General features: G+C 61.3%; 19 protein-coding genes. 9 read left to right on the top strand and 10 right to left on the bottom strand.

What is annotated here, in order from left to right:
- Positions 1 to 9: 9 nt before the first annotated feature.
- The 3 genes from Q1K29_RS09730 to Q1K29_RS09720 are packed head-to-tail and all read right to left on the bottom strand — an operon-like array spanning position 10 to position 2,839.
- Entirely contained in the window at positions 10 to 1,065 is a 1,056-nt protein-coding gene (locus tag Q1K29_RS09730; RefSeq protein ID WP_300394000.1) for an NAD(P)-dependent oxidoreductase, read from the bottom strand.
- Positions 989 to 1,846, bottom strand: a complete 858-nt coding sequence (rfbF, locus tag Q1K29_RS09725; protein WP_300393997.1) for a glucose-1-phosphate cytidylyltransferase — start codon at positions 1,844 to 1,846, stop codon at positions 989 to 991. Before rfbF ends, Q1K29_RS09730 begins: the two co-directional genes overlap by 77 nt.
- 30 nt (positions 1,847 to 1,876) lie before the next feature.
- Positions 1,877 to 2,839, bottom strand: a complete 963-nt coding sequence (locus tag Q1K29_RS09720; protein ID WP_300393994.1) for a glycosyltransferase family 2 protein — start codon at positions 2,837 to 2,839, stop codon at positions 1,877 to 1,879.
- 524 nt (positions 2,840 to 3,363) lie between these two features.
- Between Q1K29_RS09720 and groES the strand changes: the two genes are divergently transcribed.
- Both groES and groL read left to right on the top strand, forming a co-directional pair.
- Positions 3,364 to 3,678 carry a co-chaperone GroES gene (gene groES, locus Q1K29_RS09715; protein WP_300393991.1) on the top strand — a complete coding sequence of 105 codons (315 nt, stop codon included), beginning with the start codon at positions 3,364 to 3,366 and terminating at the stop codon, positions 3,676 to 3,678.
- A 38-nt stretch (positions 3,679 to 3,716) separates the two neighbouring features.
- Positions 3,717 to 5,345, top strand: a complete 1,629-nt coding sequence (gene groL / locus Q1K29_RS09710) for a chaperonin GroEL (RefSeq protein WP_300393988.1) — start codon at positions 3,717 to 3,719, stop codon at positions 5,343 to 5,345.
- A 258-nt stretch (positions 5,346 to 5,603) separates the two neighbouring features.
- Here groL and Q1K29_RS09705 read toward each other — a convergent pair whose 3' ends face one another.
- On the bottom strand, positions 5,604 to 6,398 hold the full coding sequence (locus Q1K29_RS09705; RefSeq protein WP_300393985.1) for a crotonase/enoyl-CoA hydratase family protein: 795 nt from the start codon (positions 6,396 to 6,398) through the stop codon (positions 5,604 to 5,606).
- A gap of 232 nt (positions 6,399 to 6,630) precedes the next feature.
- Here Q1K29_RS09705 and Q1K29_RS09700 point away from each other — a divergent pair, with 232 nt between their 5' ends.
- Both Q1K29_RS09700 and Q1K29_RS09695 read left to right on the top strand, forming a co-directional pair.
- Positions 6,631 to 7,017 carry a globin gene (locus Q1K29_RS09700; protein ID WP_300393982.1) on the top strand — a complete coding sequence of 129 codons (387 nt, stop codon included), beginning with the start codon at positions 6,631 to 6,633 and terminating at the stop codon, positions 7,015 to 7,017.
- Positions 7,018 to 7,210: 193 nt separating this feature from the next.
- A complete protein-coding gene (locus tag Q1K29_RS09695; RefSeq protein ID WP_300393979.1) occupies positions 7,211 to 7,627 on the top strand; it encodes a CBS domain-containing protein in 417 nt (138 codons plus the stop codon).
- Positions 7,628 to 7,643: 16 nt separating this feature from the next.
- On the opposite strand, the gene Q1K29_RS09690 is transcribed toward Q1K29_RS09695, so the two are convergent.
- The 4 genes from Q1K29_RS09690 to Q1K29_RS09675 all read right to left on the bottom strand — a co-directional run bounded on the left by Q1K29_RS09690 (position 7,644) and on the right by Q1K29_RS09675 (position 11,679).
- The gene (locus Q1K29_RS09690) at positions 7,644 to 8,876 is read right to left on the bottom strand and encodes a GGDEF domain-containing protein (RefSeq protein ID WP_300393977.1); all 1,233 of its coding nucleotides are present in this window, start codon (positions 8,874 to 8,876) and stop codon (positions 7,644 to 7,646) included.
- 164 nt (positions 8,877 to 9,040) lie between these two features.
- Positions 9,041 to 9,379, bottom strand: a complete 339-nt coding sequence (locus tag Q1K29_RS09685; RefSeq protein ID WP_300393974.1) for a TraR/DksA C4-type zinc finger protein — start codon at positions 9,377 to 9,379, stop codon at positions 9,041 to 9,043.
- A 12-nt stretch (positions 9,380 to 9,391) separates the two neighbouring features.
- Entirely contained in the window at positions 9,392 to 10,720 is a 1,329-nt protein-coding gene (locus tag Q1K29_RS09680) for a cytochrome P450 (protein WP_300393971.1), read from the bottom strand.
- Between the two features lie 89 nt (positions 10,721 to 10,809).
- Entirely contained in the window at positions 10,810 to 11,679 is an 870-nt protein-coding gene (locus Q1K29_RS09675; RefSeq protein WP_300393968.1) for an ROK family protein, read from the bottom strand.
- 89 nt (positions 11,680 to 11,768) lie between these two features.
- Between Q1K29_RS09675 and Q1K29_RS09670 the strand changes: the two genes are divergently transcribed.
- Positions 11,769 to 13,403 (top strand): alpha-glucosidase family protein, encoded by a 1,635-nt coding sequence (locus tag Q1K29_RS09670; protein ID WP_300393966.1) that lies wholly within the window; start codon positions 11,769 to 11,771, stop codon positions 13,401 to 13,403.
- A 10-nt stretch (positions 13,404 to 13,413) separates the two neighbouring features.
- Here Q1K29_RS09670 and Q1K29_RS09665 read toward each other — a convergent pair whose 3' ends face one another.
- Positions 13,414 to 16,539, bottom strand: coding sequence for an efflux RND transporter permease subunit (locus tag Q1K29_RS09665; RefSeq protein ID WP_300393963.1), 3,126 nt, complete (start codon positions 16,537 to 16,539; stop codon positions 13,414 to 13,416).
- A complete protein-coding gene (locus Q1K29_RS09660) occupies positions 16,536 to 17,636 on the bottom strand; it encodes an efflux RND transporter periplasmic adaptor subunit (protein WP_300393960.1) in 1,101 nt (366 codons plus the stop codon). The genes Q1K29_RS09665 and Q1K29_RS09660 overlap by 4 nt, the downstream gene beginning before the upstream one ends.
- 301 nt (positions 17,637 to 17,937) lie before the next feature.
- On the opposite strand from Q1K29_RS09660, the gene Q1K29_RS09655 reads away from it, so the two are divergent.
- The 4 genes from Q1K29_RS09655 (at position 17,938) to Q1K29_RS09640 (ending at position 24,618) form a co-directional block, all read left to right on the top strand.
- Positions 17,938 to 19,248, top strand: a complete 1,311-nt coding sequence (locus tag Q1K29_RS09655; protein ID WP_300393958.1) for a D-arabinono-1,4-lactone oxidase — start codon at positions 17,938 to 17,940, stop codon at positions 19,246 to 19,248.
- Positions 19,245 to 20,426, top strand: a complete 1,182-nt coding sequence (locus Q1K29_RS09650; RefSeq protein ID WP_300393955.1) for an alanine racemase — start codon at positions 19,245 to 19,247, stop codon at positions 20,424 to 20,426. Before Q1K29_RS09655 ends, Q1K29_RS09650 begins: the two co-directional genes overlap by 4 nt.
- Positions 20,427 to 20,511: 85 nt before the next feature.
- Positions 20,512 to 21,126, top strand: a complete 615-nt coding sequence (locus Q1K29_RS09645) for a TetR/AcrR family transcriptional regulator C-terminal domain-containing protein (RefSeq protein ID WP_300393952.1) — start codon at positions 20,512 to 20,514, stop codon at positions 21,124 to 21,126.
- Between the two features lie 141 nt (positions 21,127 to 21,267).
- Positions 21,268 to 24,618 carry a transglutaminase family protein gene (locus tag Q1K29_RS09640; RefSeq protein ID WP_300393949.1) on the top strand — a complete coding sequence of 1,117 codons (3,351 nt, stop codon included), beginning with the start codon at positions 21,268 to 21,270 and terminating at the stop codon, positions 24,616 to 24,618.

Below are 24,618 nucleotides of genomic sequence, written 5' to 3'. Positions count from 1 at the left end.
TCGTTTCCTTCACGCCGTTTCGAATTGATCGACGGCCTTGAGCTCTCCCGTCAGCGATCCTTCGGCGATCCGCCGCTTGATATGCGCAATGCGCTTGAAGCGTTCACCCTCGAACTCTTCCAGAGTTACGCGCGTCGCGCGATAGGCGTCCAGCAGCTGTTCGACGCCCCTCCGGCATGTCCATTGCGGTTTGAAGCCATGCAGCTTGCGCGCAATGTGATTGCAGTCGACACGGTAGTTACGCTTGTCAGGGCCGGCATCGGTTGCGAAGCCGACCTTCGAGCCCGGAACCACATCGCGCACGATCTCGGCGATTTCGCGGATCTGGTAGTTCTCAGTGGTCTGGCCGACATTGAAGGCTTCCAGGTGGACATCCTCACGCGGGGCTTCGATTGTCGCAATGTAGGCGCGGGCGATGTCCTCGACATGCACGATCGGTCGCCATGGTGAGCCGTCGCTTTTGAGATAGACCTCACCCGTGGTGTAAGCCCAGGCAGTCAGATTGTTTACCACGAGGTCAAAACGCAGGCGCGGAGACACGCCATAAGCGGTCGACGCGCGCAGGAAGGTCGGGCTGAAATCCTCGTCGGCGAATTCTCGCACCGCAAGCTCCACCTCGACCTTGGATGCGCCATACGGCGTGACCGGATTGAAGGTGCCGTTCTCGGCGATGAAGTTGTCGCTGGAAGCGCCATAGTTTGAGCACGAGGAAGCAAAGACAAAGCGCGGCACACCGGCTGATTTGGCCAGCTTTGCCATCCTGATAGATGCCTCAGCATTAATCGTCTGTGTCAGCTCGGGACGGTAGTCACCGAGCGGATCATTTGACAGGCCCGCCAGATGGATGACCGCGTCGAAGCCGCGTAGCTTCTCGACCGCGTCCGGCGATACCACGAAGTCGCGCACATCCAGCTTCCAGCACGGGATGTCAGCAATATCGCCGGTGAATGTGCAGGCCCCGAAAAGGTCACTGTCGAGGCCGTGAACCTCATGCCCTCGCGCGAGCAGGAGCGGGGTCAGAACTGTCCCGATATACCCCAGATGACCTGTGACCAGCACTTTCATCGCTTTCGTCCTTCCATACTTTCCAGGGCGCACTTCCCGAGGCCCAGAGATCATTGAGAATTTGTTTTTCGCGCATCGTATCCATGCACTGCCAGAAGGAGGTGTGCCGGTACGCCATGAGCTGTCCGTCGGCGGCCAGACGCGAAAGCGGCGCTTGTTCGAACATCGTGTCGTCGTCGTCGATATAATCCATCACGCCCGGTTCAAGCACGAAGAAGGCACCGTTGATCCAGCCTTCGCCGATTTGCGGTTTTTCGGTGAAGGTCGTGATCTTGTCGCCATCGAAATTAAGATGGCCATAGCGCGCAGGTGGGCGCACTGCTGTCAGCGTGGCGAGCTTGCCGTGTGAGCGGTGGAATTCGAGCAGCTTGTCGATTTCGACATCTGCGACGCCGTCGCCCCAGGTGACCATAGCCGTCTCGTTGCCAAGCCAGGGTGCCAGACGCTTGATGCGTCCGCCAGTGCCAGTGCTGGCGCCGGTTTCGACCAGGTCCACGGACCAGTCTTCCACCGCGGTGTCAGCATGCTGGGTAATCTCGCCCGAGCGGGTCTGAACGGTCACCGAACCCGAAACGCTGTGATAGTCGCGAAACCAGCGTTTGATATAGTCGCCCTTGTAGCCGAGCGCGACGGCGAAATCGTTGAGGCCGTAATGGGCATAAGTCTTCATGATGTGCCAGAGGATCGGCATGCCGCCAATCTCGACCATCGGTTTGGGCCGGATGTCTGTCTCTTCAGAAAGACGCGAGCCAAGCCCGCCTGCAAGAATACCTACTTTCATGTCCCCAAACTCCCCGCTCTTGTTATGGCCTTAGTGGCTAGTTGATTGACGATGCCGGTTCGGAGAACTCGGTCCTGGGCGTGAGAATGCAGATTTCAGGCCGACTGCGAGTTTCGGTGAAATCATGCTCGTGAGCTCCAGGCTGTATCGCCCCAGTTCACGGGGCCGCAGGCTGCGTGCCCAAAGTACGCGGCGAAGGCGTCTTGGTGAGGCGATGTCACCATGCCGGCGCGCGATCTCGAAGAGGTGGCGTGCCAGATTGATATGCTCTGCAGCGGCTAGCCGGCTCGCCTGACCGTTTTGCCATTTACTGCGCGCGACCTTGTCGTCGATATTGATCGAGCGCACAGGGTGCTCACGATTATAAAAGATGGCCTCATCGACCCGCTTGAACCCCCCGAAGATTGCCATCTCGGCGAGCAAGGCGCGGTCAGACCCGTAATAGGAACGGTGTAGCGTGGACTGTTCGAGCTGAGCCCGGCGGAAAACACCGAAGATCGGAAAGCACGTCCCACTCATTGTGATCGCTTCGCGAAAGCGTTGCGCCGCGTCGTCGGAGAGAATTGATTGCGTTTCATGCCCTGTCGCCACGATTTCCGTGCCGTCGAGGTCTATCCCCGTGGTTGAGGCAAAAGCGACCGCAAGAGATGGATCTGCATCGAGCGTCGCGATGCAGGCTTCCAGAAAATTCGGACTTAGCCGGTCATCATGGGCGCACCATTTGAGATATTCACCAGAGCCGAGTTCAAAGCCACGATTATAGTTCGCCGCGGCGCCAATGTTGCGCTCGTTACGGACATAGCGAACACGCTCGTCGGCTTTCGCGAACCGCTCAATGATCGCGGGGGTTTCGTCATCAGACGCATTGTCAGTGATGATCAGTTCAAAGTCGGTCCAGGTCTGGGCAAGGATGGACTCGATTGCTTCGGCAATGAAATTCGCGCCGTTGTACACGGGCATGGCCAGCGTGATGCGTGCGTCTTTTTTTGTCATGAATATCCCCTCTCCGTACGCGACATCGAAATACTCGAAGCTGTGCCCCGGCATTCTTCGACAGCGACGGATTTTGATTTCTGCGGCAATTCCCCAACTGCCGCGGTCCCTGACCATTTCATATGTGCTACCTAACCTGACTGTCCAGAAATTTCTTTGCATCAGCCATACCAACCGGCCCTATACATCTTTGGGTCGACGCCCGGCCAGTATCGGCACAAGCTGGGGTAGTATCTGGCCTGTTGATGCTGTGCTGAACGGTGGCATTGAGCGTTGACCTTGCGGCAATGCCAGGCGCCTGTTTCAGGCTGATGCGCACCCTGATTCATGCCGTTCTCGATTTGAAACAGCCAAGCCGGAAGATTACGCCAAATTCATGGAGATTGCTAATTGAAAACGATCTCATTCCGGCCCACTTAACAGCATCGTTAGCAGTCTCCGGGCGAGAGTGCCAAAACCGCCCAAAGGGCTGCTGGCGACCATGTTTCTTTAAAACCAACCAGGACTTTTAGGAGGCATCAGCCATGTCATTCCGTCCGCTCCACGACCGCGTTCTCGTGCGTCGCATCGAAGAGAGTGCAACGACTGCGGGTGGCATCATCATCCCCGACACCGCCAAGGAAAAGCCGCAGGAAGGCGAAGTCGTCGCTGTCGGCAAAGGCGCTATTGGTGATGACAATGCGATCATTCCGCTGGACGTCAAAGCCGGTGACCGCGTGCTGTTCGGCAAGTGGTCCGGCACTGAAGTGAAGATCGATGGCGAGGAGCTGCTCATCATGAAAGAGAGCGACATTCTCGGCATTGTCGAGCAAACCAAAACAGCCAGGAAAGCCGCCTGACCGGCGCTTTTAGCATTCCTTTTTGAGGGTAAATCACAATGTCTGCAAAGCAGGTCATTTTCAGTACTGAAGCGCGCGAGCGCATGCTTCGCGGTGTCGATATTCTCGCCAACGCGGTTAAGATCACACTCGGCCCGAAAGGCCGCAATGTCGTCATCGAGAAATCCTTCGGCGCCCCGCGCTCCACGAAGGACGGCGTCACCGTCGCCAAGGAAATCGAGCTTGAAGACAAGTTCGAGAACATGGGTGCGCGTATGATGCGCGAGGTGGCCTCCAAGGCGAACGATGTCGCCGGTGACGGCACAACGACCGCCACGGTTCTCGGCCATGCCATCGTCCGCGAAGGCATGAAGCGGGTGGCCGCTGGCATGAATCCGATGGATCTCAAGCGCGGGATCGACAAGGCCGTCATCGATGTCGTCGGCCACATCCACGCCGACGCCAAGGAAGTCTCCTCCAACTCCGAAATTGCCCAGGTCGGCACCATCTCCGCCAATGGTGACACCGAGATCGGTGACATGATTGCCCGGGCGATGGAAAAGGTCGGCAATGAAGGCGTGATCACGGTCGAGGAAGCCAAGTCGCTCGAAACCGAACTTGATGTTGTTGAGGGTATGCAGTTCGACCGCGGCTATCTCAGCCCGTACTTCGTGACGAATGCCGAGAAGATGACAGTTGATCTCGATGACCCCTATATCCTGCTGCACGAGAAGAAGCTGTCTTCGCTGCAGAGCTTATTGCCGGTGCTGGAAAACGTGGTTCAAAGCCAGCGCCCGCTTCTGATCATCGCCGAAGACGTCGATGGGGAAGCGCTGGCGACTCTGGTCGTCAACAAGCTGCGCGGCGGCTTAAAGGTTGCTGCGGTGAAAGCCCCCGGTTTCGGTGACCGCCGCAAGGCCATGCTGCAGGACATTGCCGTCCTGACGGGTGGCCAGGTCATCTCCGAAGACCTCGGCATCAAGCTCGAAAACGTAACGCTGGACATGTTGGGCAATGCCAAGCGTGTTTCCATTGCCAAGGACGATACAACCATCGTCGATGGGTCCGGCGCGAAGTCCGACATCGAAGCGCGCGTGTCCCAGATCAAGAAGCAGATCGAGGACACGACCTCCGACTATGACAAGGAGAAGCTCCAGGAGCGCCTTGCCAAGCTTGCCGGCGGTGTGGCCGTGATCAAGGTCGGTGGGGCTACCGAGTTTGAGGTCAAGGAACGCAAGGATCGCGTCGACGACGCGCTCAACGCGACCCGTGCCGCTGTTGAAGAAGGCATCCTGGCGGGTGGCGGTGTCGCCCTTCTGCGAGCATCGCGCGCAATCAAGGTGAAAGGCATCAATGATGACGAGCAAGCCGGTATCGACATTGTCCGCCGCGCGCTCGAAGCTCCGATCCGCCAGATTGCCGAGAATGCCGGTATGGAAGGTTCGGTCGTGGTTGCCAATGTGCTCGCCAAGACCGATCGTGGCTACGGTTTCAACGCCCGCACGGAGGTCTATGAGGACCTCGTTGCCGGTGGCGTGATCGACCCGGCCAAGGTGGTCCGTTCAGCCATCCAGAATGCTGCTTCGGTGGCTGGCCTGCTGATAACGACGGAAGCCGGCATTGCCGAGCTGCCCAAGAAGGCTGGCGCTGGTGCGCATGCGGGCGGGATGCCCGACATGGACTTCTAGCTTCTTGCCAATGTGAAACAGGAAGGGCGGCCCCGCGGGGCCGCCCTTATTCTTTTCCGGGCTAGGGAGTCTTACGGATATCCTGCGCAACTCAGCCTTGTTAGTTTTGCCGGGATTGGTTGCACCGGAGCAGGGCCTCCTAATCCTCCATCCGGTTCGCCAAACCTTGCGGTCAGCGTGAGTTGAGGGGCTCACTGCAGGTCGCAACTGCGCCGCCCGGACGAGGATTTCATTTTCCAATCGGGCGGCGCTTTTCTTTTACCGGCCTTTCCAGACGGGCGCGCGTTTTTCAAGGAAGGCGCGCGGGCCTTCCTGTGCGTCTTCGCTGGAGAACACGACCGCCGAAGCTTGGTTGGATTTATTCCAGAGATCCGCTTCCGTCCCGTCGAAAGCCTGCCTCGCCACTTCGAGGCTTTTCTGTACGGCCAGCGGTGCATTCACGCCGATCTGTTTGGCGAGTTCGTGAGCTTCGCCGAGCACTTTGTCCGACGCAACCATCCGGTTGACGAGGCCCAGCTGGTACATGCGTTCGGCTGGCATCGGGTCACCGGTTGCGACGATTTCGAGGGCGATATTGCGGGGCAGGGCGCGCGGCAGACGGAACACGCCGCCGGCGCCGGCAAAGATGCCGCGCTTCACTTCCGGAAGGCCGAAGCGGGAATTGTCGGCGGCCACGATCATGTCGCAGGCGAGCGGGAGTTCGCAGCCACCGGCCAGCGCGTTGCCCCGGACCGCAGCGATCCATGGCTTGGTGCGCGGGTATTTGACGAAACCGGCAAACCCGCCCTCCTTGGTGGAGAGCGCACGGGCGTTACCCTTTGAAATTTCTGACAAATCAGCGCCTGCACAGAAGGTCGACTCAAGGGATGAGGTGAGGATGCAGACGCGCACGTCCGGGTCGCGCTCGGTTTCTTCGCAGATCCATCCGAGTGCGGAAGCCACCGCGCCATTAACAGCATTACGCTTGTCTGGCCGGTTGAGAGTGACGACCGCAATATGGTCCTTCACTTCATAAAGAACTTCATTTCCAACGCTCTCCGGCTTGTCCGACATGGGGATCCTCCTCGTTTTCTGGATATCACATACTCAACATCGCAGGCGGTCAGTGGGCAAGTCTGTCCTCGGGTCATGCCCGGGACACGCCGCGCGAAATCCATGCCGGAAGACGGTCCGAAAACAGTCCGGTTTCACTCCGGAAACAGCCCGGTTCCGAGCCGGAAAATCGTGAACGGGCAAGTGAGACTGAAAGAGTTGGAATTCCCAGTCATCAGCGTTAGGAAGAGGAATGGCTGACGCAGGCGTCATTTTTGAAACACTGGAACGGGCCGGTGAGCTTTGCCCTGATCCGGGACCGCACATCTATGCACGCCTGTTCGAACTCGATCCTGCATTCAGGGATCTCTTTGTCATGGATGCGGGCGGTGAGGTTCGCGCCATGATGCTGGAGACGAGCCTCACCTGCCTCATTGGTGTGGCCGAGGGGGATGAAACCCAAAGGCTTCAGCTGCAGGCCAATCGCAGTCATCATGACGGCTATGGCGTTACGGAAGAGCAGTTCAGTCTCATGTTCGTTGCCATGCGCGACACTTTCCGTGAGCTGCTTGGCGAGGAATGGACTGGAACCCATGAGCGCGCCTGGGCAGAACTGCTGGACGAGCTGTCTGACGTCTGAGCTGCCCTGCAGTTCAGATTGCCCCGTCTTCATGGAACATGGCGCGATTACATGCGTGAATATTTTACTTGGGTCCTTCGGGGCGGATGCCGGATGTCCGCAGAAGGCTCACCGGTCATCCGGCGGCTCGGTAGCGAAACCGCGCGCCCTGACGAAGGACCGGATAGTGAGCCGCTGACGAAGGAGATACGTCATGCAGATCCAGGACATCATGCACAAGGATTGCAGCTATATCGGCGCAGATGAAAGCCTGCAGCTGGCAGCGACCCTGATGGACCGTGAGGATATCGGTGTGCTTCCGGTTGCCGAGAATGACAAGCTCGTCGGGATGATCACCGATCGTGACATCGTCACGCGCGCGGTGGCCGTCAACAAGGATGTGCGTCATACCAAGGTGCGCGAGCTGATGAGCGACAGGGTTCTCTATTGCTACGAGGATGACGACATCGAGAAGGTCGCCGAGAACATGGCCGAGCAGAAGGTCCGCAGACTCCCGGTCATGAACCGGTCCAAGGAGCTTCAGGGCATGGTCACCTTGGGCGACATAGCGGCCGAGGCATCAGGCAACGCTGCGGGCGAAGCCCTGTCGCAGATTTCCCAAGCTGCTTGAAGTCGCGCGCCTGTCCCTAAGACGCAATACGGTTCGGCGAGATGCGTGAGCCGTCGGGCAGGGCGAGGTAGATTTCCCGCCGGATCGGGTCGCCCGCATCATTTGGCGGAGGCGCGCAAACGACCCTGTCGCGCCCGCGTGTCTTTGCCGAATAGAGGGCAGCATCGGCCTGAGGGTAGATATCGCCGAAGGCGGTCCGCTTGCCCAGTTCGGCAATGCCGAAGCTGGCGGTTACGCGCCGCGACTCCGGCAAGCCTGAAAACTCGATCTTCCCGAGAGTCTCACGCAGGCGGCCGGCGAGCTGCCGGGCGCCTGTTGTGTCGGTCCCCGGCAGAAGAAGGCAGAACTCTTCCCCGCCCATGCGGCCGGCCATGTCGCTGGTCCTTGTATTGTCGAGAAGGAAAGCCCCAAACCGGCTGATTACTTCGTCGCCGACTGTGTGACCATGCTCGTCATTGATCTCCTTGAAATGATCAAGGTCGATCAGGATGAGGCTCGCCGCGACTTCGCCGGAACGGGAGCCGCAATAGTGGCGCGCGGCTTCTTCAAAGGCGCGGCGGGTCTTGAGGCCGGTCAGATAGTCGTTCTCGGCATCGGCGCGCAGATCGTTCAGGCGGCTGACCACACAGACAGCGATCAATGATCCGCCCATGGCCAGAACCGAGAACGTGGCCAGGACATTCATGGCGCGCCAGTAGGCTGTGCCGAAGAAGCCTGCATCGGTGATGGTCTGGCCAAGCACATTTACCGGCGAGACAATCACAAGGTTCAGGATGCAGAGCGAAAGAGAGGCGAATACAGCCGTGCCGGTCCAGTTGCGCTGCCATATGCCCCAGAGGTTGGCAAAGGCAACCAGCAGCATGCTGCCATGGAGCATGTTCACCCAGAGAATACGCTGCGAAAGCCCGCCATCGGCGAGTTGAATGACGCAGGCGCACAGAACGCTACCAGCGCCAAGTAGCTGGAGAACGCGCTTGGGTGTGCGCCGCCCGAACGCGTCATGTATCCCGTCGATCAGAAGGTAGAAACCGATAGAGTAGATGGTGTTGTGAGCGACTGCGTTGGCGAGGGTTTCCCGGTCAATGACGAAATGGTTCAGGGAGAAGCCGACAGCGCTCATCAGGAAGGCCAGTGCGAACTTCAGAGCGCTCTTATCCTTCCGGTTATGATACCAGAAGGAGAGGAAGATTGCGCACATGCAACCTGCAACCGCTGGCACGGTCAGCCCGATGATGGCCGCGTGATCCAATTCGCTATTCCTGTCGCTATCCCTACAGTCGAGGAGTAACAGCGAACTCGGAATGAATGCTTAAGGCTGCCCGAAAAAATGGAGAAAACGAGCGGATTTCTTTCTGTTTTCCCGTCAATGAAGGCTTTCATCCCCCGTTTGAAATCCGGCTCTTTCCACCGTTTCTAGCGTGCGCAGGATATGCAGCGGGTGGCGGCGGGGTCTGTCCTGAGCCGGCCTTCGGCAATCGGCTCTGCGCACTCGGTGCAGTAGCCGAATTCGCCATCTTCGATGCGCTGGAGTGCGGCTTGAAGGGCGCGAACGCGCTTCTGGCGCCGGGCTTCGGCTGCGTTTGACATGGCCTGGACCTGAAGTGAATCGATACGCGACACGCGGCCGACGCTCTGCTGGTCAAGCTCGACCGGCTTCCGGTCGCCTTTCGCGCCTTCGCGCAAGGATTTCAGGTCATCGAGCTCGGTCCGGATCAGCGGCTCGAAGGTTGCGGCAAGCTCTTCCTCGGTCATGCCGGCATTGGATCAGAGACCGAGATCGACGCCAAGTTTTGAAATGGCGTGGACGAAATTGTTCGGCGCGATGTCGATCTCGCCAGTCCATTCGGCATTCGGGAAGCGCGCGAGAATCTGGCGGTAGGCGGCTTCGAGCTGCATGTTGGCAACCCGCTGCCCGAGACAGACATGCGGCCCCATGCCGAAGGCGAGATGATCCTTCGCATTGGCGCGGGTGACGTCCATCCGGTCGGGGGTCTCGAAGATTTCCGGGTCCCGGTTGGCGGCGCCGTAATACATCACGACCTTTTCGCCTTCGGCGATTTTCTGGCCATGGATCTCGGCGTCTTCAGTGGCCGTGCGGCGCATATAGATGACGGGCGAGACCATGCGGATCGCTTCGTGCGTCATATTGGTGATGAGCGAGGGGTCGTCCACAAGCTTCTGTTTCTGCTCTGGAAACTCTGTCAGAAGCTTCATCGTGCCCGAGAGCGAATTGCGGGTCGTGTCATTGCCCGCAAAGACGATGAGCAGCCACGAGCCGTCGAGCATCTCATCCGAGAGCTTCGCGCCGTCGACCTCGGCATTGGCGATGGCCGTAAGCAGGTCATCGCGCGGCTCCTTGCGGCGGGCCTGGAGCACGGCCTTCCCGTATTCGAACATCTCCAGCACGTTCTGGACGAAAGCGCCGAACAGCTCCGGGTCGAGCGCGTCGCCCTGGCGCATCGTGTCGCCGGCGCGCTCGAGATAGTGCATCCATTTGACGAGTTTCGGCCGGTCAACCTCCTCCACGCCGAGGATCTCGCACAGCGTGAAGAGAGGCAGTTCGGCGGAGAACATCTCGACCATGTCGAGCGGGCCGCCGGTTTCTTTTGCCTTGGCCTCCATACCGTCGAGCAGGCTTGCGACCTTCATGTCGACGCGCTCTCTCAGATTGGCGACATAGCCCGGCGTGAAAAAGGGCATGTGCTCGCGGCGAAGGCTCATATGGAAGGGCTGGTCGAGGCAGATCATGGCATCGAGCGAGGCGCGGTGCAGCAGCGGGTGCCGCGCGCCCTCGGCCCCGTAATTCATCAGGATGCCACCCTTCTGCGAGGAGAAGACCTTGGTGTTGAGTTCGGTCGCGCGGATATCCTTGTAGCCGGTCAGCGCCCAGAAGCCCGCACCCATTTCCTCGTCATGCCAGCAGACCGGTGCCGTCTCGCGCATCTTCGCGAACGCATCGAAGGGCTGGCCCTCGGTGAACAGGTCGAGATCGGTAAGGTCGGCGGCGGGTTTTGCGTCGAAGGCGAGCGGGTATTTGTGACCCTTGGCGAGATCGGCTTCCTCGACGGCGGTTTCGCTGACATTGGCGAGCATGGTTTTCCTCCCACAAGTCTTCAGGCTTGTTGAGGGGGATGGTCTCAGAAAGACCGGCCAGCGCCAAGCCTGACGCAGCGGCAAAGCGCTCAGCCGGTGAGGGCCTGCTGGGCGAGCATCAGCGCGCCGGTGATCCCGGCATTATCGCCAAGCGCGGCGGGGAGAATGACGTCGGAGAGGTCACCGGTGCGGGTCTGGGCGACATAGCCGCCAAGGCCTGCCCTGGTGTGATGGCGGACCGCGTCGATCAGGCCGGATGTCTTCATGACTCCGCCACCGAAGATGATGCGGCTGGGCATATGGGTCAGCGTGATTGTTCGGGCGAGCTGGGCGAGGTAGCGGGCTTCCAGGTCTACCGCTTCATGGTCGCGCGCCAGCTCAGACAGCGGCTTGCCCCAGCGAGCCATGATGGACGGACCACTTGCGAGGCCCTCAAGGCAGTCATCATGGATCGGGCAGGTCGATTTGGCAGTGTCGCCATCAGGCCGGACGACCGGAATATGGCCCATTTCAAAGTGGCCGATGCCGTTCAGGATACGGCCTTCGTGCACGACACCGGCGCCGATCCCGGTGCCAACGGTGACATAAGCGACGACGGGCGCGTTCTGTCCGGCGCCGTGCGCCCACTCGCCGAGGCAGGCGCCGGAGACGTCGCTCTCGATTTTCATCGGGACACCAAGGCTGGCGAACGCCTCGACATAGGACGCGCCCTGCCAGTTCGGCTTGGAGGTGACGAGCACCTCGCCATGCGTTGGCGAGGCCGGGTCGATATCGACGGGCCCGAAGGCGGCGATGCCGAGCGCGGTGATCCCCTGATATGCGGCGAAGACCTCGCGCACACGGGCGAAGGTCTCATCGGGAGTCGTCGTCGGGATTTCCACGCGATGGAGCACCCGCTCCGGCGTCTCGGCGAGCGCGCACACAAATTTCGTCCCGCCTGACTCGATGGCTGCCAGCATACGCCTGCTATAGCAGTTCCGCTGGCGCAGTCATGTCACTTGCACAAAACTGATGTTAAGGGGGCAGAAGACCGCCCGAGGGGAAGCCGATGTCAGACGAAGCCCGCAATCAGCCCTGGTGGAAGGGCGCCGTGATCTATCAGGTCTATCCACGCAGTTTCCGCGATACGAATGGCGACGGCATCGGCGACCTGAATGGCATCATCGAGGGGCTCGACCATATCGCCTCGCTGGGCGTGGACGCGGTCTGGCTGTCGCCTTTCTTCACCTCGCCGATGAAGGACTATGGCTATGACGTCGCCGACTATTGCGGCGTCGATCCGATGTTCGGGACGCTTGCCGATTTCGACCGGCTTATGGAGAAGGCTCAGGGGCTCGGCCTGAAGGTCATCATCGACCAGGTCTATTCCCACACCTCCGACCAGCATGCCTGGTTCGAGGAGAGCCGGCAGGACCGGACCAACCCGAAAGCCGACTGGTATGTCTGGGCCTATCCCAAGCCGGATGGCGCGCCGCCCAACAACTGGCAGGCGGTTTTCGGCGGCCCGAGCTGGGAATGGGATGCGCGGCGCCAGCAATACTACATGCACAACTTCCTCGTCTCGCAGCCGGACCTGAACCTGCACAATGAGGCCGTTCAGGATGCCTTGCTCGCAGCGGCGCGCTTCTGGCTCGAGCGCGGTGTCGATGGCTTCCGGCTGGATGCCATCAACTTCGCCATGCATGACCGGGCGTTGACCGACAATCCGCCATCGGGCCTCTCCATGGACAGGGTCACCCGTCCATTCGACATGCAGTTTCACACCAATTCCATGTCGCAGCCGGAAATCCCGTTATTCCTAGAACGCGTGCGTGATGTGCTCGACCAGTATGGCGAGACGTTCAGCGTCGCCGAAGTCGTCGGGGCCGACGCCATCGGTGAGATGAAGGCTTTCACCGAGGGCGATGTGCGGCTGCATTCGGCGTACAATTTCGACTTCCTCTATGCGAAGAGCCTGTCGCCGCGGCGGGTCGAGCGCTCGCTGTCGCAGTGGAACGGTGCGGCGGGTGAGGGGTGGCCGAGCTGGGCCTTCTCAAACCATGATGCGCCGCGTGCTGTGACGCGCTGGGCGGCGGCGGAGACCCGCAAGCAGTCGGCAGACCTTCTGGTCCTTCTGCTCCTGTCGCTGCGCGGCAATGCCTTCCTCTATCAGGGCGAAGAGCTCGGCTTGCCACAGGGCCATGTGCCGTTCGAACATTTGAAAGACCCTGAAGCCATTGCCAACTGGCCTAGAACGCTCGGCCGGGATGGCGCGCGGACGCCGTTTCCATGGCAGGCGAAAGCGCCGCATGCCGGCTTCTCGACAGGAGAACCCTGGCTGCCGGTCGACCCGGCGCAGGCGGCCCTTGCTGTGGATGTGCAGGAGCCGGATCCGGTCTCCTCGCTCAATGTCGTCCGGTCGCTCGTGGCGCGTCGCAAGACCTTGCCGGCCCTTCGTTTCGGCCAGATGCGCTTCCTTGAAGCGCCCGACGGCGTGCTCGCCTTCAAGCGGATTCATGAGGGCGAGGAGGTCCTGTGCGTCTTCAATCTTGGTGGCCGTTCGCAGCGTTTTGATCCGCCGGATGGCGGTCAGCTTCAGCTGGTTGCGACAGAAGCCGGGGCGGTCGATGGCGACGCAGCGCTGCCGGAAGCCCTGGAACCATGGACAGGTTACTGGGCGAGCGTTCCAGCCGACCGGGCCTGAAAGCCTTGACCTACTCGGCCGGCTGCTGGCGCTGTTTCTGCTGTTGTTCGGCTTCCTTCAGCTCGTCTTCGAGGGCCCGGGTCTCGTGTGAGCGCGCCTTCGAAAGGCTGGCCACACCGAGATAGATCACGGGCGTGAGGAACAGGGTGAAGACCGCGGCAAGGCCGAGCCCGCCAAAGACGACCCAGCCAATCGAGTTGCGCGACTCCGCGCCTGCGCCCGTCGACAGGATAAGCGGCAGGGCGCCAAGCACGGTGGAGATCAGCGTCATGGCAATCGGCCGGGCACGGATCGTCGCCGCCTCGTAGACAGCGTCCTTCACGCTTCGTCCGACCGAGCGTAACTGGTCAGCAAACTCCACCAGCAGGATGCCATTCTTGGCCATGAGGCCGATCAGCATGATCAGGCCGATCTGGGAATAGATGTTCAGCGATACGCCCGTCAGGAACAGGGCGAAGACCGCCGCCGCCAGGGCGAATGGTACGCTCAGCATGACGACGAGCGGGCTCGTAATGCTCTCGAACTGCGCGACGAGGACGAGCAGCACGATGACGATGGCGAAGCCGTAAGTGATCATCAGGTCGCGATTGCTCTCCTCCAGCGTCGCGGCTTCACCCTGGAGGATCATGCTGATGCCGGCCGGGAGCGTGTCGCGCCCAAGGCGCTCGATCTCGGCAATGGCGTCGGCGAGCGGCAAGCCGGGCTCGATGTCCATCTCGACCTCGATCGCCCGGCGCTGCTCGGTGCGGTCGAGTTCGGCAGCGACGCCTTCCTCGCGGATGTCCGTCAGGGTCGAGATCGGCACCAGGTCGCCATTGGTCGAGCGCACGAACAGGTTGCGCAGGTCGCCGGGGTCACGGATCGCGCCGGTCTCGGATTCAAGGATGATCGGGATGGCCTGATCCTCGACATTCAGGTCGATCAGGTCTTCGCCATCGACCATGGCGCGCAGCGTGACCGAGATTTCGTCCAGCGGCACATTCAGGTCGGCCGCGCGGCGCCGGTCGACCTGGACCGAGAGCTGCGGCTGTGTCGGCTGGTAGGAGATTTCTGGATTGGAGAGGATGTCGTTGGTTTCGATCACGCGCGACAGTTCGCGGGCGGCGGCGTAGATCTCGTCATACTCATTGCCGGTCAGTGCGACCTGGAGACCACCGCCCCGTCCGCCCCAGCCACTGCTGAGGCTGGACCGCCCGAAGACGGAGACCCGTGCACCGGGAATCTCCGACATTGGCCCCTGCAGCGCTTCGATCAGCTCCTGCTGGCTGATCGTGCGGTCTTCCCATGGCGCAAGCCGTGCGGTGATGCCGATGCGGTTGGGGTCGTAGCGTCCGACCACGGTAAAGAGGTTCTCGATCGTGCCGTCGTCGATATAGGGCTGGAGCACCGCTTCGATCCGGTCGGCCTGCTGGTCCATATAGGCAAGGCCCACCCCGTCCGGCCCTGTCGCGAAGACCTCGACGACACCGCGATCCTCAGCGGGCACAAGTTCCTTGTCGAGCGACGTGAAGAGCAGGGCTGCGCCGCCAGCGGCCAGGACGGAGACGAGAACGACGATCAGCGGACGGTTGAGGCATACGCGGAGTGCGGTTTCGTATCCGCGAAGTACCTTGCCTCCGAATTTCTCAAGCACCGTTTTTTTGCGGTCAGCCGGATCGCGTTCGACAAAGCGGAACTTGGAGGCGATCGCTGGAGCAAGGGAAAGGGCGACCACTGAGGAGATGATCACCGAAAGTGACATCACGAAGCCGAATTCTCGGAAGAGCCGGCCCGTTGTCGACGGCAGGAAGGAGATCGGCACGAAGACGGCGACCAGCACGGCCGTGGTCGCGATGACCGCGAAGAAGACCTGCTGGCCGCCAATTACAGCGGCCGCACGCCGGCGCAGGCCGTCGGCCTGTTTGCGCTGGATGTTTTCCAGCACGACGATGGCATCATCCACGATGAGGCCGGTGGCGAGCACCAGTGCGAGCAGGGTAAGCAGGTTGATCGAGAAGCCGAGGACCCAGATGCCGGCCACGGTCCCGATCAGGGAGACCGGAATGGCGAGCGCCGGGATGATGGTGGCTTTGGCCGAGCCAAGGAAGAGCCAGATCGTGCTGACCACGATCAGCACGGTGATGGCGAGTGAGAACAGGACTTCCTCCACCGACTTCTCGATGAAGATGGCTTCGTCGGAGGTGACCTCAAGCGTGATGTCGTCAAAGCGCTTGTTGAGCTGGGCCACTTTCTTCTTGGCGGCCTGCGAAATCTGGATCGTGTTCGAGGTTGCCTGCCTGACAACGCCGAGGCCGATGATCGGTTCGCCGTTCAGGCGAAGGAAGTTTTCGGCATCTGCCGGACCGAGGACGGCTTCGGCAACGTCGCCGATCTTGGTGTCGCCTTCGATATAGATGTCCTTGATCAGCTCGGGCGTGGCGGCTGTTGCTTCGGCGCGGACGATCAGCTCCTGGCTTTCGGACCTGAAACTGCCGACAGGGACGTCGAAAGGTGCTTCGCGCAAGGCATCGGCGACGTCGGCAATGGTGAGCCCGAAGCGCGATAGCCGGAGGGGATCGACGACCACGCGCATCTGCCGTTCACGGGTGCCAAACTCCTGCATCGCGGCCACGCCTTCGATGGCGAGGAATTCGGGTATGATGTCATTGGTGATGATGCGCGAAAGCTCTTCCTCGGAATAGGCATCCGAGATAACGGCCACGGTAAGCACCGCCTGGCCTTCGCTGTCGGCCTTGGTGACAAAGAGGTTCTCGACCCTGTCAGGCAGTTCGCGGGTGACACGGCTGACGGCTTCGCGGACGTCAGAAGCGGCCGTATCGAGATCGACGCCGGGATTGAACTGGATGTTCATCCGCGAGCTGTTCTCCTCACTGGAGGAGCGGATCTCGCGAACCCCGGAGACGCGGGCCACGGCGCCTTCGATGATACTGGTCACTTCGGCGTCGATGGTTTCAGGGGCCGCGCCGGGCAGGGTGGCGCGCACCCCGACCATCGGGCGGTCGACATCCGGCAGTTCGCGCACCTCGACCCCGAGCATGGCGGCAAAGCCGGCGATCACGATAAGCAAGTTGAGGACCGCGGCCAGCAGCGGCCGGCTGACAGAGAGGCCGGGGAGCCCCGCGCCCGGCGGCATCATGGCAGGGCTGCGGACGGGCCGCCCTCCCGGCGGTCATCTCCCGGCCCGGCCAAGGTCTGGCTGCGGCCCGGTGTTTCGACCGGCGTGTTCTGGCGAACCTTCTGGACGCCTTCCTCGACGATCCAGCTACCCTTGGGAATGTCGGCCTTGACCAGCACCATGCCCTTGTTGCGGCTGATGATGGTCACCGGCACGCGGTTGGCGCGGCCATTTTCGACGGCCCAGAGGAAAGCGCCATCGCCGCCCCATACGATCGAGGCTTCGGGAACGGCCGGATAGTCCTGGCCCGGCAGGTCGAAGCCGATGCGGAAACTCATGCCCGGGCGCAGATTGTCCTCGGAATTGTCGATGGCCGCGCGCACGGTATAGGCACGCGTCGTGGCATTGATCGAGCTGTCCACGGTGAGGACTTCGGCTTCATAGGTCTGGTCCGGACTGGAGAAGGGCTCGACCTCGAAGATGTCGCCAGCCTCGATCCGGCCGAAGGTCTGTTCCGGAACCGGGAAATCGACAAACAGGGTCTCGCGTGCATCAAGCCGCGTGATCACGGTATCGGTCGTGATCCGCGCGCCCGGGTCGATGTCGGTGAGGCCGACATAGCCGGAGAAGGGGGCGCGTACGGTGCGGTCTGCCAGCGCGTCGCGGGCGACGTCGAGCTGGAGTTTCGCCTGGTCGTAGGCGGCCTGCGCACGGTCCATCTCGTTACCGGCGATCACGCCGGGTGTGTCGACCTTATTGTAGCGTTCGATGGTGCGTTCGGCGTCGCGCAGGGCGACCTGGGCCTGCTCGACCGCGAGGCGTTCGGCGCGCGACTCCAGCTGCAGCAGGAGCGCGTTCTTCTCGACATAGTCGCCCGCCTCGAAGTTGACGCTGACCACTTCGCCGGACGTCTCCGGATAGATGGTGGCCGAAGACCGCGCGCGGGCGGTGCCGACGGCTTCCACACGGGTCGCTTCGGTCTGGTACTTCACGGCGTGCGGGATGATCTTCACAGCGCGCTCGGTCTGCGCAGGCGGCTGCGCACTTTCCTCGCCCTGGCAGGCGACAAGCGCCAGCGGACCGAGAAGGGCCAAGTATGCGAGTTTGAGGTGTGTCACGCAGGCCACCGTATCAAGACTGTCCTAATCCTTTGTTCAACCGTAATAAAAATTACAGAACGTCTTTCCCGCGCGGATCGCGTCAGCGGGAGAGTCCGGAGCGTGATGTGTCACGCAGATCCTGAACGATCAACCTAGGTTGTTCCGTCGCGGAGGCCAGCATATTCGCTGCGGATTGCATGGATTTTCCCAGGGGACGACGCGGTTTTCCCTGAAATAAGGAAATCAGGCCTTCGTGACTTGCCGGGCGTCGGTCTATAGTTTTCCGGCGAGGGACAGGCTCTGAGGGAGGCAGCCTTTTATGGGGGCAGGCGGACAGAAAGACACATCGGCGACATGGACCAACTGGTCTGGCAACCAGACCACTAGGCCCGACAGGATCGAGCAACCGCAGGATCTGGATGCGCTCAGGCATGTGGTCACGGAGGGTGTGGGCCCGATCCGTGTTGTCGGGGCAGGGCACTCGTTTACGCCCGTCGCTGCAACAGAAGGCACATTACTGAAGCTTGACGGTTTGGGGCTTGTCCACAGTGTCGACAAGAGCGCCAGGCGCGCCTGGGTCAATGCCGGGGCGCGGCTGAAATATCTCTCGCCGGAGCTTGAACGTCACGGCCTCGCCTTCCGCAATCTTGGTGACATCAACGAGCAGTCTCTGGCCGGGGCCATCTTGACGGCGACACATGGCACTGGCGCGGAGCTGCCTTGCCTTTCGGCTGATATCACCGGGCTGAAATTCATGACCGCAAGCGGTGAAATGATGACTGTGGCACGGGGAGCAAACAGCAATGTCTTCGATGCCGCCCGCGTATCGCTCGGCGCGCTCGGCGTCCTGGTCGAGGCGGAAGTGCAGCTGGTCGACAGCTACCGCCTTCACAGGAAGACCTGGGCAGAACCGCTGGATGCGCTGATCGGCCATGCCATGTCGCGCTGGACGACGCGGCGCAATTACGAGTTCTTCTACATTCCTTTCTCAGGCTATGGGATCAATATCTCCCATGAGGAGACCAAAGCCGCCCCCACGCCCAGGCCCGAGCAGGATGACGACGAGGCGGTTCTCGGCCTGAAGCGAGCGCGTGACTATGCCGAGGGTGACGTAAAGGGCCGCCGGGAATACCTGAAGGCGGCCTTCGAGAATTTCGAGGGCGAAGATGTCGTCGGAAACAGCTGGGAGCTCCTCTCCAGCCAGCGCAACATCCTCTTCAACGAGATGGAGTATCACCTGCCGCCGAAGAAGGCGCTCACAGTGCTTTCCGATGTGATTGCACTGATCGAGAAGAAACGCCCGGATGTCTTCTTTCCGATCGAGGTACGCCGTACGGCGGGCGACAATCTCTGGCTGAGCCCCTTCAATGGCGGTGGGCGTGTGTCGATTGCGGTGCATGCCTATCATGAAGACGAATACGACTTCTTCTATTCAGACATCGAACCGATTTTCCGCAAGGCTGGGGGACGCCCGCACTGGGGCAAGCTGCACAGCCTCAACTACAGGGCCCTCTCGGACCTCTATCCAGATTTCGTGACCTTCTGTAAAATCAGGAACGAGCTCGATCCGCATGGACGCTTCCTGTCGCCCTATCTCGCAGACCTGTTCGGTGTGAAAGGGACAGCATGACCCTTCCTTCTTCGCTGACCCCGGATTATTTCGCTTCTCTTTCTGCGGCCCTGGACGCAGCAGGGATCGCGCAGCCGACGCTCATCATCGACCGCGCCAGGCTCGACCATAATATCGATACACTGATGGCGGACCTGCCTGAGGGCATGGGCTACCGCATCGTGGCCAAGTCGCTGCCATCCATTCCGCTCATCCGGTATATCCGTGAGCGCACAGGCACCGATCGTCTGATGACGTTCAACCTCGCCATGTTGCTCCAGATCACGCGCGAGATGCCGGACGCCGACCAGCTTCTCGGCAAGCCTATGCCGGTTGCCGCCGCGCGGGCCTTCTATGCCGAAGCGCGCCGGGACGCGAAAGTGCAGTGGCTGGTCGATACGCCGGAACGGGTCGAGCAGTACATCGCGCTCGCCAATGAGCTGTCGGTTCCCATGCGGCTGGTGCTTGAGATCGATGTTGGCCTGCACCGGGGCGGGTTTTCTGCCGACGAGGCGCTGGAACGAGCCGTTGCGGCCATCAAAAAATCGAACCAGGCAAGATTGACGGGCCTGATGGGGTACGAGCCGCATGTCGCCAAGATGCCTGAAAAAGGCGGGCTGAGGGAACGTGTCCTGCAAGGAGCGTGGGACGTTTACAGAAAAGCGCAGGACCTCGCCGGAGTGGCCGACACGCCTGAGCCGCTGACGCTCAATTCTGCCGGCAGCCCGACCTACCGGCTCTGGCGCGACACATCGCTCGCCAACGAGGTTTCGGCCGGGTCGGTCCTCGTCAAGCCGACGGATTTCGACACCGACCTGCTCGAAGCGCACCTGCCCGCAAGCTTCATTGCCACGCCAGCGCTCAAGGTGCTGGACGGCGTGAATATTGCCGGTTTCGACTTCATCCCGGGACGGGAGCCGGAAATCCCCGAAGGCCACGCAAAAACGGTCTACACGTTTGGTGGTAACTGGATGGCGAAACCTGTCTGGCCGGACGGGCTGGTGGCGAACGACAAGTATGGGCGCTCCAGCAACCAGCAGATGCTGACCGGACCGGCGAGTCTCACGATCCGGGCTGACGAATTCGTCTTCTTCCGCCCGACCCAGTCGGAGGCCGTTTTCCTGCAGTTCGGAGACATTGCCGTCATCGACAATGGACAGGTCGTCGACAGGTGGCCGGTCTTTCCGGCATCGGCATGAACACAACAGTGTGAAGCCCGATAAGACGGGCCGGGACTTGTGCATTAAGTGAAAAACACGCAAGTTTCGCGTGAGGGGAGAACATATGCTGCAGACATCTCAGCAGGATGAGCGCATACCGCTTAATCGCGAGCGTATCGTGGATGCTGCCCTGGCGTTGCTTGACGAAGTGGGGCTGGACAAGCTCAGCACGCGCCGCCTCGCTGACCAGCTCGGCATACGCAATGCCTCACTTTACTGGCACTTCCGCAACAAGGACGCGCTGCTCGATGCGATGACGGCGAGCCTCTACAAGTCTGCAGTTACTGAGCCGGATGTGGACAATCCCGATTTTGACTGGGTCGAGTGGGCGGCTGAAAGCGCGCGTAGTATTCGCCGCACAGCCCTTGCGAAGCGGGATGGCGCGACGATCATGGCCCGGCCTCGTCCCATAGAACCGGAAATGCACCGGAAAATCGAACGAAACATCTTTGTGCTCGAAGATGCAGGGCTTTCCCGGATGGACGCGGAATCGGCGCTTCAGACACTTCGCCGGTTCGCCGTGGGCTCCGCGCTGCAGGAACAGACCAGCGTGGATGACCGGCGTGGCGGCGAAGCCCGTACCGGTGATGGGCTCTTCGAGTTTGGCCTGAGCCTGATCACAGACAGCCTGCGCCGCATCGTTCCGGATGGAGCAGCCGGTCGCTTGCCTGAAAGCTGAGCGCACGCCTGTTTAAAGTGCGCAGGTCATGCCGTGTTGGTGTCGCGGCTGACGCTCCACGAAAACAGGCTTTGCATTCGCGACGGGAATGCGCTCGCATGGCGTTGACAATATCGTCATATCGGGAAGGCGCCGTCATCCATGGCAATCCTCGCCAGTATTCATCACCTCACTCACTACACCTATGACCGCCCGGTCAGCCTTGGCCCGCAGATCATCCGGCTGAGGCCGGCGCCGCACTCGCGTACGCGGATCGTTTCGCACAGTCTCAAGGTCTCCCCGGGCAACCATTTCGTGAACCACCAGCAGGACCCGTACGGCAACTGGCTCTCACGCTTTGTGTTTCCGGACCCGGTGCGTGAGTTCCGGATCGAGGTGGACCTGGTCGCGGATATGACGGTCTACAATCCATTCGACTTCTTCGTTGAGGAGCGAGCCCAGAAATGGCCGTTCGACTATTCCGAAGACTTCGCGCCGGATCTTGCCATCTATCTCAAGCCCGAGCCGCTGACGCCGAAGTTCCAGGCTTTCCTTGAAAGCGTCCCGAGGGAGGCGATGGGCACGGTCGATTTTCTGGTCGATCTCAACCGCCGTGTCTCTGAAGCGGTCGATTACATCGTGCGGATGGAGCCCGGTGTTCAGACGCCGGAGGAGACTCTGACCGTCGGATCGGGCTCGTGCCGGGACTCAAGCTGGCTTCTGGTGCAGCTCCTGCGCAACCTCGGCATCGCGGCGCGATTTGTCTCTGGTTATCTCATCCAGCTGAAGCCGGATCTGGAGGCGCTGGACGGGCCATCGGGCACCGATCACGACTTCACCGACCTGCATGCCTGGGGGGAGGCATACATACCAGGCGCGGGATGGATCGGCCTCGACCCGACATCCGGGCTGCTGACCGGCGAAAGCCATATCCCGCTGGCTGCAACGCCGCATTACCGTAACGCCGCGCCCATCGCTGGCGGGTTTACGGGTGACCCCGATACGAAAACCGATTTCGATTTTGACATGCAGGTCAAACGGGTTGCCGAGCACCCGCGCATCACCAAACCCTTTTCTGACGAGAGCTGGGCCGAACTCGATGCGCTGGGCAACGAGGTCGACGCGGTACTCAAGGAGCAGGATGTCCGCCTCACCATGGGCGGCGAGCCGACCTTTATTTCCATTGATGATTTCGAAGCCGCCGAATGGAACACGGCTGCTGTGGGGCCGACCAAGCGTGCTCTGGCCGACAAGCTGATCCGGCGGCTGCGCGACCGTTTCGCGCCGGGCGGCTTCCTGCATTATGGGCAGGGCAAATGGTATCCCGGCGAGACGCTGCCGCGCTGGACCTTCTCGCTTTACTGGCGCGGTGACGGAAAACCGGTCTGGAACGACGCCTCCCTCATCGCTGACGAGAACGCGACCTATGATGTCGGTCCGAAGGATGCCGAAAAGCTGATGACGGCCATCGCCGGTGAGCTGGGGGTGGAGACCGATGCGGTCGTGCCGGCCTATGAGGACCCGGCCGAGTGGCTGCTCAAGGAAGGCAAGCTGCCGGACAATGTCACGCCGGAGAATTCCGAGCTTAAGGATCCTGAGGCCCGCGCCCGCATTGCCCGCGTTTTCGAGCGCGGCCTGACAGAGCCCTGCAGCTTTGTCCTGCCGGTCCAGCGCTGGCAGTCGAAAGCCGGTGGGCAGCGCTGGCGGACCGAGAAGTGGGAGCTCAGGCGCGGCAAGCTGTTCCTCGTTCCGGGGGACTCGCCAGCGGGTTACCGCCTGCCGCTGGAGTCGCTGCCGCACGTGCCGGAGGCGCTCTACCCTTATATCAACATCACGGATCCGGCTGCCCCGCGCGGCCCCTTGCCCGACTACACGCTGGAAGAGGCGATCGAGCAGACGGAAGAAGCCCCGGCGCGCCAGCCGGTCGCCAGCCGCACCGAAGCCACACCCGGCCAGGACATTCAGGAGCAGACCGTCGACAATTCGACCGAAGCTGTGCGCACGGCGCTGTCGGTCGAGGTGCGCGATGGCAAGCTCTGCGTCTTCATGCCCCCGACCGAAGAGCTGGAGGATTATCTCGACCTTGTTCACGCAGCAGAGACATCAGCCGCGGAGCTGGGCCTGATCGTGCATATCGAGGGCTATGGTCCGCCTACGGATCCACGCCTCAACGTTATTCGCGTTGCGCCCGACCCCGGCGTCATTGAGGTGAATATCCATCCTGCCCATGACTGGCAGCAATGCGTCGAGACGACCGAGACCATCTATGACGAGGCGCGCCAGACGCGGCTCGGGGCGGACAAGTTCATGATCGATGGCCGCCATACGGGCACTGGCGGCGGCAACCATGTCGTGGTCGGTGGAGCGACGCTGCTCGACAGTCCGTTCCTGCGCCGGCCTGACCTGCTCAAGAGCCTGATCCTGCACTGGCAGCGCCATCCGAGCCTGTCCTATCTTTTCTCCGGTGTCTTTGTCGGTCCGACGAGCCAGGCGCCGCGGATCGACGAGGCCCGCCATGACACACTTTACGAGCTTGAGATCGCGCTCTCGCAAATCCCGAAACCGGGTGAAGGGGAGGCCCCGCCGCCCTGGCTGCTCGACCGGCTGCTGCGAAATGCGCTGATCGACGTCACTGGCAATACGCATCGCTCGGAGATCTGTATCGACAAGCTCTACTCACCCGATGGCCCGACCGGGCGGCTGGGGCTGGTTGAGTTCCGTGCCTTCGAGATGCCACCTAATGCGCGGATGAGCCTGGCCCAGCAGCTCCTTATCCGGGCGCTGATCGCGCGGTTCTGGAAGGCGCCAGCCACGGGCAAACCTGTCCGCTGGGGCACCGTGCTGCACGACCGGTTCATGCTGCCGGAGTTTGTCTGGCAGGATTTCATGGAGGTGCTGGATGACCTTCGGGAGCATGGCTTCCCCATCAAGCCGGAATGGTATGCTGCCCAGTTCGAGTTCCGCTTCCCGTTCTGCGGCGAAGTCACCTATGAGAACACCTGGCTGGAACTCAGGCAGGCCATCGAGCCCTGGCATGTGCTGGGCGAGACCGGCGCGATCGGCGGCACGGTGCGATTCACTGACAGCTCTGCAGAGCGTCTCCAGGTGAAACTGAAGAGCGCGGCCCCAGGGCGCTACACGGTGGCTTGTAATGGCCGGCGCCTGCCGATGACGCCGACTGGAGAAAATGGAACCGAGGTTGCCGGATTGCGCTATAAGGCCTGGCAGCCGCCGATCTCATTGCATCCGAAATTGCCCGTGAACACGCCATTGATCATTGATATCTTCGACACATGGTCGAACCACGCCATCGGCGGATGTGTTTACCATGTCGCGCATCCGGGCGGGCGGAACTACGAGACCTTCCCGGTCAATGCAAACGAGGCCGAGGCCCGGCGCCTTGCGCGCTTCGAGCCGCATGGCCACAAGCCTGGCGACTATCTTCCTGATGCCGAGACACCGCATCCGGAGTTTCCAACAACGCTCGATCTGCGCCGGCCGATTGGGGTCTGA

Origin of the sequence: Henriciella sp. (genome assembly GCF_029937755.1) — a bacterium.
GTDB lineage: Bacteria > Pseudomonadota > Alphaproteobacteria > Caulobacterales > Hyphomonadaceae > Henriciella.
This window is presented reverse-complemented; position numbering and strand designations above follow the sequence as displayed.

Bases quoted from the DNA above. Each gene is read 5' to 3' on its own strand.
- Q1K29_RS09705 (WP_300393985.1), bottom strand. From the start codon at position 6,398: ATGTCGGACAAGCCGGAGAGCGTTGGAAATGAAGTTCTTTATGAAGTG.
- groL (WP_300393988.1), top strand. From the start codon at position 3,717: ATGTCTGCAAAGCAGGTCATTTTCAGTACTGAAGCGCGCGAGCGCATG.
- Q1K29_RS09700 (WP_300393982.1), top strand. From the start codon at position 6,631: ATGGCTGACGCAGGCGTCATTTTTGAAACACTGGAACGGGCCGGTGAG.
- Q1K29_RS09655 (WP_300393958.1), top strand. From the start codon at position 17,938: ATGGGGGCAGGCGGACAGAAAGACACATCGGCGACATGGACCAACTGG.
- Q1K29_RS09720 (WP_300393994.1), bottom strand. From the start codon at position 2,839: ATGACAAAAAAAGACGCACGCATCACGCTGGCCATGCCCGTGTACAAC.
- groES (WP_300393991.1), top strand. From the start codon at position 3,364: ATGTCATTCCGTCCGCTCCACGACCGCGTTCTCGTGCGTCGCATCGAA.
- Q1K29_RS09650 (WP_300393955.1), top strand. From the start codon at position 19,245: ATGACCCTTCCTTCTTCGCTGACCCCGGATTATTTCGCTTCTCTTTCT.
- Q1K29_RS09665 (WP_300393963.1), bottom strand. From the start codon at position 16,539: ATGATGCCGCCGGGCGCGGGGCTCCCCGGCCTCTCTGTCAGCCGGCCG.
- Q1K29_RS09680 (WP_300393971.1), bottom strand. From the start codon at position 10,720: ATGCTCGCCAATGTCAGCGAAACCGCCGTCGAGGAAGCCGATCTCGCC.
- Q1K29_RS09670 (WP_300393966.1), top strand. From the start codon at position 11,769: ATGTCAGACGAAGCCCGCAATCAGCCCTGGTGGAAGGGCGCCGTGATC.
- Q1K29_RS09675 (WP_300393968.1), bottom strand. From the start codon at position 11,679: ATGCTGGCAGCCATCGAGTCAGGCGGGACGAAATTTGTGTGCGCGCTC.
- Q1K29_RS09730 (WP_300394000.1), bottom strand. From the start codon at position 1,065: ATGAAAGTGCTGGTCACAGGTCATCTGGGGTATATCGGGACAGTTCTG.
- Q1K29_RS09685 (WP_300393974.1), bottom strand. From the start codon at position 9,379: ATGACCGAGGAAGAGCTTGCCGCAACCTTCGAGCCGCTGATCCGGACC.
- Q1K29_RS09640 (WP_300393949.1), top strand. From the start codon at position 21,268: ATGGCAATCCTCGCCAGTATTCATCACCTCACTCACTACACCTATGAC.
- Q1K29_RS09645 (WP_300393952.1), top strand. From the start codon at position 20,512: ATGCTGCAGACATCTCAGCAGGATGAGCGCATACCGCTTAATCGCGAG.
- rfbF (WP_300393997.1), bottom strand. From the start codon at position 1,846: ATGAAAGTAGGTATTCTTGCAGGCGGGCTTGGCTCGCGTCTTTCTGAA.
- Q1K29_RS09695 (WP_300393979.1), top strand. From the start codon at position 7,211: ATGCAGATCCAGGACATCATGCACAAGGATTGCAGCTATATCGGCGCA.